General features: G+C 44.6%; 12 protein-coding genes. 6 read left to right on the plus strand and 6 right to left on the minus strand.

Annotated features, from left to right (window positions below; translation table 11 throughout):
• Positions 1-299: 299 nt before the first annotated feature.
• Positions 300-1,625 (minus strand): carbohydrate porin, encoded by a 1,326-nt coding sequence (locus AACR11_RS25550; protein WP_029790558.1) that lies wholly within the window; start codon positions 1,623-1,625, stop codon positions 300-302.
• Between the two features lie 446 nt (positions 1,626-2,071).
• Here AACR11_RS25550 and AACR11_RS25555 point away from each other — a divergent pair, with 446 nt between their 5' ends.
• Entirely contained in the window at positions 2,072-3,262 is a 1,191-nt protein-coding gene (locus AACR11_RS25555) for a GGDEF domain-containing protein (protein ID WP_029790557.1), read from the plus strand.
• Between the two features lie 51 nt (positions 3,263-3,313).
• Here AACR11_RS25555 and AACR11_RS25560 read toward each other — a convergent pair whose 3' ends face one another.
• Both AACR11_RS25560 and ppnP read right to left on the minus strand, forming a co-directional pair.
• Complete coding sequence (locus AACR11_RS25560) at positions 3,314-3,595, minus strand: hypothetical protein (protein ID WP_005448987.1); 282 nt, start codon at positions 3,593-3,595, stop codon at positions 3,314-3,316.
• A gap of 141 nt (positions 3,596-3,736) precedes the next feature.
• Positions 3,737-4,021 (minus strand): pyrimidine/purine nucleoside phosphorylase, encoded by a 285-nt coding sequence (gene ppnP / locus AACR11_RS25565; RefSeq protein ID WP_005448986.1) that lies wholly within the window; start codon positions 4,019-4,021, stop codon positions 3,737-3,739.
• A gap of 220 nt (positions 4,022-4,241) precedes the next feature.
• On the opposite strand from ppnP, the gene AACR11_RS25570 reads away from it, so the two are divergent.
• Together AACR11_RS25570 and AACR11_RS25575 are read left to right on the plus strand one after the other, a co-directional pair.
• A complete protein-coding gene (locus AACR11_RS25570) occupies positions 4,242-4,745 on the plus strand; it encodes a DUF2850 domain-containing protein (RefSeq protein ID WP_029790555.1) in 504 nt (167 codons plus the stop codon).
• 348 nt (positions 4,746-5,093) lie between these two features.
• The gene (locus tag AACR11_RS25575; protein WP_079325242.1) at positions 5,094-7,634 is read left to right on the plus strand and encodes a glycosyl hydrolase family 18 protein; all 2,541 of its coding nucleotides are present in this window, start codon (positions 5,094-5,096) and stop codon (positions 7,632-7,634) included.
• Positions 7,635-7,753: 119 nt separating this feature from the next.
• On the opposite strand, the gene AACR11_RS25580 is transcribed toward AACR11_RS25575, so the two are convergent.
• The gene (locus AACR11_RS25580; RefSeq protein WP_009700204.1) at positions 7,754-8,608 is read right to left on the minus strand and encodes an alpha/beta fold hydrolase; all 855 of its coding nucleotides are present in this window, start codon (positions 8,606-8,608) and stop codon (positions 7,754-7,756) included.
• A gap of 122 nt (positions 8,609-8,730) precedes the next feature.
• Positions 8,731-9,321 (minus strand): TetR/AcrR family transcriptional regulator, encoded by a 591-nt coding sequence (locus AACR11_RS25585; protein ID WP_005448982.1) that lies wholly within the window; start codon positions 9,319-9,321, stop codon positions 8,731-8,733.
• A gap of 253 nt (positions 9,322-9,574) precedes the next feature.
• Between AACR11_RS25585 and AACR11_RS25590 the strand changes: the two genes are divergently transcribed.
• Both AACR11_RS25590 and nhaD read left to right on the plus strand, forming a co-directional pair.
• Positions 9,575-10,600 carry an acyltransferase gene (locus AACR11_RS25590; RefSeq protein WP_029790553.1) on the plus strand — a complete coding sequence of 342 codons (1,026 nt, stop codon included), beginning with the start codon at positions 9,575-9,577 and terminating at the stop codon, positions 10,598-10,600.
• 420 nt (positions 10,601-11,020) lie between these two features.
• Positions 11,021-12,451, plus strand: a complete 1,431-nt coding sequence (gene nhaD / locus AACR11_RS25595; protein WP_009696610.1) for a sodium:proton antiporter NhaD — start codon at positions 11,021-11,023, stop codon at positions 12,449-12,451.
• Positions 12,452-12,477: 26 nt separating this feature from the next.
• On the opposite strand, the gene AACR11_RS25600 is transcribed toward nhaD, so the two are convergent.
• Positions 12,478-12,873, minus strand: a complete 396-nt coding sequence (locus tag AACR11_RS25600) for a GFA family protein (RefSeq protein ID WP_005448972.1) — start codon at positions 12,871-12,873, stop codon at positions 12,478-12,480.
• 155 nt (positions 12,874-13,028) lie between these two features.
• Here AACR11_RS25600 and AACR11_RS25605 point away from each other — a divergent pair, with 155 nt between their 5' ends.
• Complete coding sequence (locus tag AACR11_RS25605; RefSeq protein WP_223295778.1) at positions 13,029-13,193, plus strand: hypothetical protein; 165 nt, start codon at positions 13,029-13,031, stop codon at positions 13,191-13,193.
• Positions 13,194-13,264: the final 71 nt, after the last annotated feature.

Consider the following 13,264-nt stretch of genomic DNA (forward strand, 5'->3'; position numbering starts at 1 on the left):
ACGCCATGAAACTGTTTCATGAAACGGTCATTTCACGCTCAAATGAGATTCAATAAAGGCATTGATTTCACAACTCTTTAATAAAGAGCTCTGCGCAGTTTTTTAGAGCATATAAACAAAAAAAGAGCCGCAAATGCGGCTCAAAATAGGGTCAATAATGGACAGTATGGTTTTCACTGGCTGCAATGAACACCATGACTAAATAGAGAGAGTTAAGAAATAAATCAGTGGTAGAAACCTAATAAATCTGCCTTCAGTGCCTACCACTGTTACATGGACAGTAATTAATTAGACTCGGTTTACCACCAAGCTTCCCACATAGCACCTACGCTAAATGTGTCTTGCTTAGGGTCATTGTTGGTTGCTTTGTTGTCGACCTCACCTGCCGTCGCGTAGAAGCGGAGCATCGGACGAGCGCCAGCGCCCCAATCAAACGAGATATTTTGCGATAGCGTCACTTTCCAGCCTGTGTTGTCATCATCGGCACGTGCGTAATCAACCATTTGGTAACCCGCTTCTAGCCAAGTCGAGTGAACATCATTCCAGAAGTACATAGGACGGACGATAGCACTGTAGTTAGTACGCTCATCTTCAAGCTTGTTTGAACCGTCAATTGAGTAATCATGGTATGCCAATAGGTATTCAACCGCAGCGTTTTCACCAAGGTTTGCATTACCTTCAAAGCTTGCGTAAATAGTTGTTAAGTCTTCTGTTTTCCAGAATACGCCGTTGTCAGCGTTATCAGAATAACGCAACACTAAACGATTTGATCCGCTGTCGTGTGCACGAGAAATCACCGCACCCAGCTGGTAAGCATCAATGTGTTCTGAGCTCTCAATTGCTTCTGAATCAAAACCATAGTTCGCGTAAAGCTCTAAATCAGCAAAGCCCATATCAATGCCGTGCAGTTTAGATGTGAATGCATACGCACCGCTATCACCCGCTCCAGAGCCACCAGTACAAGAGATTGAAGGGTTTGATCCCGGAGTGATTTCCGGGTTACAGCTTTCAACCGAAGCAACCACACCAAGGTCAAGTTTGACGGAACCAAGCTCAAGGTTGTTGATACCGCCACCTTGACCATCGTGCATCATCCAAAAGTAATCGTTGATGCCCTGTTGTGGACGCTGATGGAAATCACGACCAGCCCAAATGTAAGCGTTCGGCTGACTCTCTAGTACATTCGTAACGCCTGCATAAGCCTTTTTCAGGTTCACCTCGTCACCCCAGTGATCGAACATCACCACAACATCCCAGATTGCGCCACTGTCATTCTTAAATGCTTTTGCTAACTGGAATTCACCGCCATTGCCTTCGTTACCTAATCGACCAATAGCGGATGAGCCGTTAAAAGAGCCATCAACCATCACGTACTTTTGGTCGCCCCCTTGGTAGTGAGCACCGTAACGAGCATAACCAGAGAACACAACGCCATAAGGAATCTCAATGTCCGGCGTTAATACCGCTGGTTGTTGGTCATCGACATAAGTTGGGTCAATGTGTTTCTCCAGTTCTTGAATACGTTTTTCCAAAGCTTCTACATCAGAATCGGCAGCAAAAGTAGAAAGAGAAGCAAGCGAAGTGGCCACTGCAAGAGTGAGAGGTAAAACCTTTAAGTTTTTCATGTGATTTCCCTAAGTTTTTGTAGGTGTAATTATTTCAATAGGGATCTTAAGGAATGAAACGTTTGAAAAGTCGCTACTGCTTCACATGGCACAAGCACTCGAAATGACATGAAACAACGCATGAAACTAGCGCCGTATTTTGTTAATTAAAATCATAATGTTATTAGATTCTAATTTGTCATTCATATTTTGAAATCGCTTTCATTTCACAGAAATGTTTAAGAATAATCACGTTAATTTGTTCAAAATAAGCGCAATTCATACTTGGTTTTTTGAAAGTTTTCATAATCCTGAAAACTTTCACAAGTCGTAAATTTCTTACAAATTCAATAACTCACGTCAATGTCAAACATGATTCATATCACAATTAAACGTATTACCATTCCATGTCGCATTAAATTACCACCTAGAATAGGCTGTAAATAATTCAAAAGTAGGGATGCATGATGTCAAAATTGGCCGGAGCGCGCCTAGAGGAAATGGCGGATATCCGATCGACAAGAAAAAAGAAGATCGTATTTCTCTGTTCTAGTATTGCCACTGCATTTTTAGCTTATGGCTCTGTGCTGCATTACTTTGAAGGGAATTGGGGAGTCAGTTTTTTTATTGGTCTGTGTGCAACCACATGCTTAACGATCAGTTATCTGATAAGAGTACACGAGCATCATCAATACGCAGATTTACTACTTACCGCAGTATTGATGTTCGATGGTTTACTACTGCTACTCTATAACGACGCGCCATCCGGCAGGTTACTTTGGCTCTACCCCATTGTGGCTGCCATTATTCTAATTAATGAATTTAAGGTCGGCATACTATTCAGTGTCAGTTACACACTCATCATTTTTTTTGGTTTAACCTTTCTAGAAAGTGTTCCCACTGCAAGTGAAATGACTGAGCGTCGCTTTATGTTCACCTTAGTGGCGATCTGCTTTGTGTGCCATACGTTTTCTTATTACTACTCAAAAGTGGTTAATTACATCCAAACTCTCTATCGAGAAGGGATTGAAGAACTCGCTTATCTCGATCAATTGACAGGCTTAGCGAATCGCTGGAGTTTTGAAACTTGGGCTCGCGCCAAGCTAGAGGAGCTAGATCAAACCCGTAGTAATACGGTTACCGCATTGGTCTTCCTTGATATTGATAACTTCAAACACATCAATGATAACTATGGTCATGATGTGGGTGACCGCGTACTAAAACACTTCGCGACACGCTTGAAAAACAACATTCGCAACAAAGACCGAAAGACAGACAAACACGATTATTCGATCGCTCGCTTTGCGGGTGATGAGTTTGTACTCATGCTCTACGATGTGCGCTGTAAAAAGGACTTAGACACCATCATGGATCGCATCGTCAATCTATTTAAAACTGGCTATCAATCGGAAGACACGATTAATGAGCTTACAATGAGCATTGGCGTTGCCATCTATCATCAGGATGCGAATGACCTATCTGAGCTGACTCGTTGTGCGGATAAAGCCATGTACGCGGCAAAGCACACGGGTAAAAACCAGTACGCCTATTATGAGCATTGCTCGCATGCAGAAGAGTTACGCCATCAAAGACATTCGCTTGTTGGCGCAATGGGAAGTGAAAATGTGACCTCGTTACAACGCGATGCCAGTTTATAACGACCAATTGCTTAGCATCATGGCAAGTGCAAATGGTCGTTATCACACATGTTAAGCAAACATGTACATCGCCCATAAACCGCCGAGCAAAAACGTAATCAACCAAATCACTTGGCGTGTTTTACTTGGTTTATCCTCTCTAGGACGAATAACGGGTTTCAGTGCCCGTTCCTTAATTTTTCCGACTAGACTGTTTTCAATCGCTCGTTTATAGAAAGCACGACGCTTTTGTGCCGCATTCGCAACTTTCGTGAAACGGTGCCTTTGCTCTGTCGTAAATTCCGTCGCCTCAAAGCGAGGAGGGAGATCAGAATGTTTAGGTTGTACTGCCATCACTTCCTCCTTGTTGATGGTTGCACCTGTATTAAGTATATACAAAGTTATCAGTTTGTTGTTAAAAAACGTTTGTATCTGAACAACATGCATGAAAAAAGCCACCCAAAAGGTGGCTTTTATCTCAATTCTATTTAGTACTTAGAGGTACTCACATAAGTACGCGGTCGCGTCTTTCACTTGCAGTTCGAATGATGAATTACCTTCAACTTCGAAGAACTCACCACTATTGTAGGTGACCCAATCCACTTCACCCGCTTTCTTTACGATCAACGCACCTTTAACAACACTCATACGCTCCGGCGCTTGTGTGCCGAACGTGTATTCACCTGGTAGCATTACGCCAACACTGACATCCTGCCCTTGTTGACTAAAACCTAGTGACTTTACGCCACCAGCAAAATAACTGTTTTCCTTAATACTCATTATTGGTTTCCTTATCAAAAATCAGCTCTTTTTTACCCTGTTTCGGTTTACGACTCAAGTCTCTAAATGGGTCTTTGTTGAAAGAGCAAATTCTCAATAACTGTGTTTCGGAATGTAAAAGTGGACATCAGATCATAGTTTCACCGTCTCAAAAGCTAGATTGTTTGTTTTTGTAGCTCAAGCTTCTCACCATAATAAAAAAGGAAGGTAAGTAGGAATCATGACCACCACTGCGCGCAGGAAAAGGAAACAGAAGCCAGAACCGCAACCCTCATTTTGGGCTCGTCATCAGTTCAAAATCATTAAAGGGGGCTTTGCTGTTTTCGGTTGCTCGTTGATTAGTGTGCTTAGTTACCAGTTGTACGCATCTTACTTAGATTACATCGACCCAAACAAAATCTACGGTGAATGGATAGAGATCGGTGCGCCACCTTATCAAACCGAACAGCTTTCTTTTACACCCGAAGGTGTCTTTCGCAACCATCGCCTTATCGCCACTCAATTCGAGTTTGATGGCAAAGTCGTCACACTGAACACCGGGCTTGGCAAAACTGAGTACCAAATCTCAGGGTCTCATCTCTCTCCACAGATACGACGCATTGAGCCTCGACTCCCTGACCAACGCTTTATCCTAAAAGGCTTCGAACACACGGTTCAGGGCTCAGAAACTGGCGCAGCTTCCAAACGCAGAGCAGCGTTGAGCGAACACTTCAGTCGCAAATAACCTCCTTTTCAACGCTACCTCTATGTCGTAACTCTTTCTGTTTCATCAGAAAAGCTTAATTTCACTCGCAAAACAACCCCCACGAACTGAGTAAGCGATTAATTAAATACATGCAAAATATTTATAAAATCTTGGCTCAATATTGTATTTTCTATGCAAAACTATGTTTCTTGTAGTGAGTTTTGTGTAACACGGTCGAATCTTGATTTATTTTTTTTTGAAAAAAAATAAGCCTCTGAAATGCTCAAAGGGATGCTTTTGCACAGTGTGTGAATTGATTGTCTTTTCTGTCGCAAGAGCAGCTTATGTTCCTAAACGAGCATGAATTCAAGGATTGAGAGAGAAGTTATGATTCGATTTAACCTATGTGCAGCTGGGGTTGCCCTAGCACTATCTGGCGCTGCAAACGCGGCTCCAACCGCACCAAGTATCGATATGTACGGTTCCAATAACCTTCAATTTTCTAAAATTGAATTGGCAATGGAAACCACATCTGGCTACAACGACATGGTCAAATACCATGAACTGGCTAAGATCAAAGTGAAATTTAACCAGTGGAGTGGCACATCTGGCGACACTTACAACGTCTACTTTGACGGTGTAAAAGTGGCAACAGGCGCTATCACTGGCAGTCAAACCACGGCTTCATTTGAATATGGTCAAGGCGGCTTGTACCAAATGGAAATCGAAGCGTGTGACGCAACAGGTTGTTCTAAGAGCGCTCCGGTAGAAATTACCATTGCAGATACAGACGGCTCACACTTGAAGCCTCTGACGATGAATGTTGATCCGAACAACAAGAGCTACAACACAGATCCAAGTATCGTGATGGGTACTTATTTTGTTGAATGGGGCATCTACGGTCGTGATTACACTGTCGACAACATGCCAGTTGATAACCTAACTCACATCCTTTACGGCTTTATCCCAATTTGTGGTCCAAACGAATCAGTAAAATCAGTTGGTGGTAACAGCTTTAATGCGCTGCAAACGGCATGTCGTGGTGTGAATGATTACGAAGTGGTTATCCATGACCCGTGGGCTGCTTATCAGAAGAGCTTCCCTCAAGCAGGTCATGAGTACAGCACGCCAATCAAGGGTAACTACGCAATGCTAATGGCGTTGAAACAACGTAACCCGGATCTAAAAATTATCCCATCTATCGGTGGTTGGACACTTTCTGACCCATTCTACGACTTCGTTGATAAGAAGAATCGTGACACGTTTGTCGCGTCAGTTAAGAAATTCCTGAAAACTTGGAAATTTTACGACGGCGTAGATATTGACTGGGAATTCCCTGGTGGCGGCGGCGCTGCAGCAGATAAGGGTGACCCTGTAAACGATGGTCCTGCATACATTGCATTGATGCGTGAACTACGTGTAATGCTAGATGAACTTGAAGCAGAAACAGGTCGTACTTACGAGCTAACTTCAGCAATCGGTGTTGGTTACGACAAGATTGAAGACGTAGATTACGCAGACGCGGTTCAGTACATGGACTACATCTTTGCGATGACTTACGACTTCTACGGCGGCTGGAACAACGTTCCTGGTCACCAAACTGCTCTTTACTGTGGCTCATTCATGCGTCCTGGTCAGTGTGATGGCAGCGGCGTGGATGAAAACGGCGAACCGTACAAAGGTCCAGCATACACTGCAGATAACGGTATCCAGCTTCTTCTAGCGCAAGGTGTTCCTGCAAATAAACTGGTTCTTGGTACAGCGATGTATGGTCGTGGTTGGGAAGGTGTAACACCTGATACGCTAACAGATCCAAATGACCCAATGACCGGTACTGCAACAGGCAAACTGAAAGGCAGCACAGCTCAAGGTGTTTGGGAAGATGGCGTAATCGACTACAAAGGTATTAAGTCATTTATGCTAGGTGCGAACAACACTGGCATCAACGGCTTTGAATACGGCTATGATGCGCAAGCAGAAGCACCTTGGGTGTGGAACCGTTCGACTGGTGAGCTAATCACATTTGACGATCATCGTTCTGTGTTAGCGAAAGGCAACTACGCAAAATCTCTAGGTCTAGCAGGTCTATTCTCGTGGGAGATTGATGCAGATAACGGCGACATCCTTAATGCAATGCACGAAGGTATGGCTGGCGGCGTCGTTACCCCACCAAACCGTAAACCAACGGCAGCAGCAGGCGTAGACCAAGCCGTAACAGGTCCTGCAAGCGTTGTGCTTGATGGCAGCAACTCAACTGACTCTGACGGTACAATCGCAAGTTACGCTTGGGAGCAAGTATCAGGTACTGCAGTCGTTCTATCTGGCGCGAACACAGCAACAGCAAGCTTTGATGCGGTAGAAGTCGCGGCAGAAGAGCAACTAACGTTTAAGCTGACCGTAACAGATAACGAAGGCGCAACGGCTTCTGATCTTGTTGTAGTCACCGTTAAGCCAGCAGGCGTGATTGATCCACCAAACATAGCGCCAGTTGCACAGGTTTCTGCACCAGCAACGGCAAGCGCTGGGGACGTGGTTGTGATTGATGCTTCAGCTTCTAGCGATGCTGACAACGACACACTAACGTTCGATTGGACGCTACCACAAGGTCTAAATGCTACGGTCAACGGTGCGAAAGTAACGTTCACAGCAGCAGAATACCCACAAGACACAAGCTTAAGCTTCACAGTAAGCGTAAGTGATGGTCAAGCAGTATCAACTGCAAGTGCAACCGTTGTTGTAGCGAAGCACAGCACAGGCGGTGGTACTTGTACTAACGCATGGGATGCAACGGCAGTTTACACTGGTGGTGATCAAGTGACTTACGCAGGTAAAACTTGGGAAGCGAAATGGTGGACTCAAGGTCAAGATCCTAGTAAGTCTGGCGAATGGGGTGTTTGGAAAGAAGTTGGTCCAGCTAACTGTAACTAAACACTGCTAAGGTGTTGTTATTCAGCACCTACCGCTATCAAAATTGTAAAATAGAAAAGGACAGCATCAGCTGTCCTTTTGTTATTCTAGATTTTGATTCACAAGCGCCATCGCTACGATCAACGAGCGTCAACTAAACGATCAAAACTCTGGAATACCTCATCACACTTCATGACACGACCATGACCCTGCCCTTGCGTCGTCACCAATTCGACTCGCTCAATCTCATTAGCAGCTTTCGCAGATACACCGTGTTTGGTGAATTTGTCTTGTTCATCATGAACAATGATAGTTTTTGCTTTTCGCTCAGCGAGACGCTTTTCAGGGTCAATGGATTGCAATGGGTAACCAAACTGCTCTTCCACTTCCGAAACCACGGCTTTGAATAGCTTCATTGAATAACCCGAACGCGCAATGCTGCCAAACAAGTTTTCTACGTAGTTAAGCACAGGCGCAATCAACAGCAATGGCTTGTTTTCTAATTTGCTGTGACGACATTCTAACGCCGACGCAGTACCCATACTGTGCCCCACCAAACCTGCAACATCATCAACAGAATCCAACACGTCCTCTAGACCACGAACAAACCCCGGGATATGCCCATACTGACCATCACTTTCACCATGAGCAGGGTGATCGTAAGCCAAAGCGGTGTAACCCGATGCGGCGATGTGCTCCATCAACGGATAGAACTGACTTGCTGTCCCCGACCAACCGTGAGTCAGCACCCATACCGGACCATTACCAAGCTGATAAGTTTTGATTGCACCAGCATGACCTTGTACTTCACTTTTAATCAGCCCCTGTGGCTCTGCATTTTTAGGCTGAGTACGTGCTGGGGTGAGCAACAGCTTACGCGCGGTCTTTTTTGCATGTGACGGTGCCAACGTATGGTGCAAACGCGTACTGATATTGACCAAGCTACGCTTAACACTGAAGCGCTGCGAAGTATTGAAGTAGATTTTCTCACTCATGATCTTTTCCTTAACTATCAGCTTTGCACAAAATAGAACGGTCGTGCTTTTTATACTGATAAGAAAGAGCGCTCTATGTCGCTCTTCATTATGAATCTCGTACTATGCCCGTTACAGCGGGGCTAGCGCTTCCATCGAATAAATAAATTATCGATACCTTGCCAAAACAATCTCTGGCTCTCTTCTTGCCCTTTAATCGAATAAAACACGTGCGCACTTAAATACTGCCCGTATAAATCAAAGGTCGCTTGTCGCGTATCTAAATCGGCGACAAACTCTTGGTTCTCTTTGCCTTTCTTGATTTGAATTTCGAGATAATTCAGCCAAGTATCAATCGATTTACGTAATGCAGCTTGCAACGCACAGCCTTCTTCTGCGGTGTCGTTCCAAGCATCAAGGAACATACAGCTACCTTGAAAAGAGTGATTCCACGTCATCCAAGTGTCCAACAGACCACGTACTTTACGTTCGATATTGCTGTCACCCAACTCACGCGCAGGCGCAATAACCCGCTCTGCGAATACTTGATTGGCAAACTCCAACACCGATAGTTGAAGGTTCAACTTGGAATTGAAGTGAGCAAACAAGCCACTTTTCGACATGCCACACTGCTTCGCCAACTCACCTATAGTGAGACTTTCCAACCCGTTTTCACTCGCCAGTTGGAATGCACGCTGCAATATCAGCTCTTTGGTTACTTTTCCTTTTTTCATAAATACACTTTTAGCACGGTCGTACTTTTTTACAATCTAAAGTTTACTGGTCAAACCAATGTATACCCTCTGACACACTCACGATCGCAATACATTGAGCAACTCAATGAATACGAATTTTCGAAATTTGAGATGGGTCTGAATTTCACAAACTGGTTACTATCAATTGCACATGAGTTGATTTTTTACCGCGATGAGCAAGCTATTAGCTGTTAATTTCTCAGCGATTTTTCACTTTTTTAGGTAAGTATTTATGGCAACCACAAAGAAAATTGCCAGTTTAGAGTTCGCCCGCATCATCGCAATGTTCGCGATCGTTGGGCTTCACTGTCAAATGGCACTCACGTACTGGCAATGGGATGAGGTACCTTGGGTTGGGTATATGCTTAACCAATTGGCTCGCTTTGCTGTACCACTGTTTTTCCTCATCTCCGGTTATCTAATCCAGCCTAAACTCAGCGCAAATCCCGTTGAAACACTGAAAAACTACGCTAAGCCCTTGCTTAAGATATGGCTGGTTTGGAGTGCGATTTGTCTGTTAATGCCGTTCCGTTGGCAAGTGGTTGCGGAGGCAGGCTATCTCGCTGAGCGACAAGGCTATTGGGGCTACTTGATGTCGAACCCAATTAACTCGCTGTTAGAAGGCGGCTTAGTTCATTTGTGGTTCATTCCTGCACTTGTGATTGCCGTCGCTATCATTGCATTGCTGGTTCGTGGTGGCATGGCGCAGTTGCTGCTCCCGACGGCAATATTGTTGTACGTCTACGGGGTACTCGCAGGCAGTTACATCACACTGACTGAGCTACCAGCGCCCTTCTTTACTCGCAATGGTCCGTTCTTCAGCACATTGTTGGTTGTGCTTGGTTACTTAGCGAGACAACACCAGTGGCAATGGTCTCGTAATAACACCATTCGCTTGATGTTGGTTGGTATGGCACTGCACTTTGCCGAAGCCTATTATTTGATGAACGACGAGATCGCTTTTAATTCACACGACTTCTTATTTGGCAATGTGATCTGGTCTTTAGGCGTATTCATGTGGCTTCTTGCCCATCCAAACTTTGGCAATATGCCATGGGTGTTTAAGTGGTCACCGAGCATTTTAGGTATCTACGTGAGTCATTTGCTGGTGATCATCATCATGATGAACATGGCAGGTATATTAGGGCTAGAAAACTTAGCTAAAGACGCCTTTATTTACCCAGCAACCATTGTGGTAACCCTGCTACTTGTAAAAGGCATTGAAGCTACGCCGCTGAAAAAACTATTACTGCGCTAAATCCATTCAGCACTATGTATGGTCTGCACTACCACTTTTTGGCTAGTGCAGACTTTATAAAAATGAGAGCTCTCTCTCACTCACCAAAATTATCATTTCTAATACTTTGTAATTTGCTTTCACTCACAAAAAACATTGTTCATTTACTTTAGATTTATCCGACATCAACAAAATGCTCATTAAACGGAGGCGGTATGTGGGCAGGTCAGGGACTCGTTCCTTTTTTAGAAATTAGCCATTGGTTAACCTATGGTTTATACGCTGCAGTAATCCTATTTGGCGCGGCGAGCATTGCGTCACTCAGAAAGTAGTGGCGCAAGCTACATCAATTCAAAACTCCTACCGTTAATTCGAGCTTACTCACACTTAACCTATTAATATGTGGCTAAAATTTCTCCAGTCAGACAAGGAGAAATGTCTATGCCAATCTACCCAATTGTCGCGTTTTGCTGTTTGATATTTTCTAGCTCCACGTTTGCAGCTGCGACCAGTGAACTTAACCTCGTCAATTCCACCGTCGGCTATGCCGCACTGATTTTCTTCACCATTGCCTACATTCTGGTAATGCTGGAAGAATACCTACAAATGCGAAAATCCAAGCCTGTACTGCTCGCCGCGGGATTAATCTGGATTTTAATTGGCTATACCTTTGCCCAACACAACCAAGCTGACGTTGCTAAAGCCGCACTGGAACACAACCTTTTGGAATACGCTGAACTTTTATTGTTCCTATTAGTGGCGATGACCTACATCAATGCGATGGAAGAACGCAGACTGTTTGATGCACTGCAAGCGTGGATGGTTGGTAAAGGTTTTGATTTCAAAAAGTTATTTTGGCTCACAGGTAGTCTTGCATTTGTGATTTCTCCTATTGCCGATAACTTGACCACAGCGCTATTAATGTGTGCAGTAGTGATGAAAGTTTCTGGCGACAACCCAAGATTTGTCAATCTTGCCTGTATTAACATCGTCATTGCCGCAAACGCTGGCGGTGCATTCAGCCCATTTGGCGATATTACGACTCTGATGGTTTGGCAGGCAGGACACGTCAGCTTTGCTGAGTTTATGCCGTTGTTTGTACCTTCTCTAATCAACTACGTAATACCTGCATTCATCATGTCGTTGTTTGTACCAAACACAAAGCCAGATACGGTTCATGAGCACATCGAACTGAAACGTGGTGCAAGACGTATCGTTGGCTTGTTTATCCTGACCATTGCAACAGCGGTTTCCTTCCACGCCGTTTTACACTTCCCTCCAGTGGTCGGCATGATGATGGGGCTCGCTTATCTGCAATTTTTTGGCTACTTCCTGCGAAAAACACTCAAACATTCTCTTGCCAAAAAAGCCGCAATGGCGATTGCCAACGGGGATGACTACGCACTGAAACGTCTGGGTTCTGTTGTACCATTTGATGTCTTCCATCGTGTGTCTCGCGCCGAGTGGGACACCTTATTGTTCTTCTACGGCGTAGTGATGTGTGTTGGCGGTTTGAGTTTGCTTGGCTATCTCGAACTGGTTTCCAACGTGATGTACACCGAGTGGAATCCAATTTGGGCGAACGTCATGGTGGGGATACTTTCTGCCATCGTCGATAACATTCCAGTGATGTTTGCTGTGCTAACGATGGACCCAAGCATGTCGATGGGTAACTGGTTGTTGGTGACACTAACAGCAGGTGTTGGCGGTAGCTTACTGTCGATTGGTTCTGCTGCTGGCGTGGCTCTCATGGGCGCTGCGAGGGGGCAATATACTTTCTTTGGTCATCTCAAATGGGCACCGGTGATTGCTCTTGGATATGCAGCGAGTATTGCCGCGCACCTTTGGATGAATGGCAGCTTGTTCACTTAAACTGCCTTAATCCATCGGAATAATTCTTATCGGTCTGATGGGTGGTTCACGCCATCCATCACCTCTATCTCTCCCAGCTCATACGGATTTACGCCCTCTAAGCAGCCAACGTTATAGCCATATTCACTCGGATTAGAGCGGCGCTGATGGTGAGTGTAGATGCCACATTCTCCACAGAAGAAATGCTTAGCTGTGTTGGTATTAAACTGATAAAGCTTGAGTACTTCCTCACCTTGAGTGATACGAATTCCGTTCAACGGTACCGATGCCACAATCGCACCGCGACGTCGGCACATGGAACAATCACAGCGTCGAGGCTTCTCGATTCCATTCGGTAATGACAGTTCGATTTGCACTTTTCCACAATGGCAAGAAAGCTTATGCAAAGGCTGAATTGTCGTACTACCCACTTGTTTAATCATGATTTTTCCTTGTTCCTTCCCTGTTCACCTAAAGTGTGTTGTTCTTTCATGATGTTTTTTGAGCTGCATGGTAAGGAGGTATCATGAGCAAAAACACTCCAAATCATGCCTAGACTAATGTAACTGATAAGCGGTGGGAAAAACCACTTCAGCTTATGAAGAGCACCGACCGTGTATACAACAAGCCCAAACATAGAATGACCTTCGAAGACTATACCGACTTCACACAGGCATTCCCTAGCGTGATTTATCTGCAGCGTTTAGTGAGTGGAGCGCTGTTTATCGTCACTCCAATCACTGGTCCAACAACGGAGTTTTAACCCGCTTATTCAATAAATTAGCCAAGAATCCAGATTACGAGAGCGGTTGCTGATGGCTGGATTGTTAAAGC

It is taken from the genome of Vibrio sp. L85, from assembly GCF_963871815.1.
Lineage (GTDB): Bacteria > Pseudomonadota > Gammaproteobacteria > Enterobacterales > Vibrionaceae > Vibrio > Vibrio harveyi.

Coding starts and splice junctions, on each gene's coding strand:
- AACR11_RS25550 (WP_029790558.1), bottom strand. CDS start 1,625: ATGAAAAACTTAAAGGTTTTACCTCTCACTCTTGCAGTGGCCACTTCG.
- AACR11_RS25555 (WP_029790557.1), top strand. CDS start 2,072: ATGTCAAAATTGGCCGGAGCGCGCCTAGAGGAAATGGCGGATATCCGA.
- AACR11_RS25560 (WP_005448987.1), bottom strand. CDS start 3,595: ATGGCAGTACAACCTAAACATTCTGATCTCCCTCCTCGCTTTGAGGCG.
- ppnP (WP_005448986.1), bottom strand. CDS start 4,021: ATGAGTATTAAGGAAAACAGTTATTTTGCTGGTGGCGTAAAGTCACTA.
- AACR11_RS25570 (WP_029790555.1), top strand. CDS start 4,242: ATGACCACCACTGCGCGCAGGAAAAGGAAACAGAAGCCAGAACCGCAA.
- AACR11_RS25575 (WP_079325242.1), top strand. CDS start 5,094: ATGATTCGATTTAACCTATGTGCAGCTGGGGTTGCCCTAGCACTATCT.
- AACR11_RS25580 (WP_009700204.1), bottom strand. CDS start 8,608: ATGAGTGAGAAAATCTACTTCAATACTTCGCAGCGCTTCAGTGTTAAG.
- AACR11_RS25585 (WP_005448982.1), bottom strand. CDS start 9,321: ATGAAAAAAGGAAAAGTAACCAAAGAGCTGATATTGCAGCGTGCATTC.
- AACR11_RS25590 (WP_029790553.1), top strand. CDS start 9,575: ATGGCAACCACAAAGAAAATTGCCAGTTTAGAGTTCGCCCGCATCATC.
- nhaD (WP_009696610.1), top strand. CDS start 11,021: ATGCCAATCTACCCAATTGTCGCGTTTTGCTGTTTGATATTTTCTAGC.
- AACR11_RS25600 (WP_005448972.1), bottom strand. CDS start 12,873: ATGATTAAACAAGTGGGTAGTACGACAATTCAGCCTTTGCATAAGCTT.
- AACR11_RS25605 (WP_223295778.1), top strand. CDS start 13,029: ATGAAGAGCACCGACCGTGTATACAACAAGCCCAAACATAGAATGACC.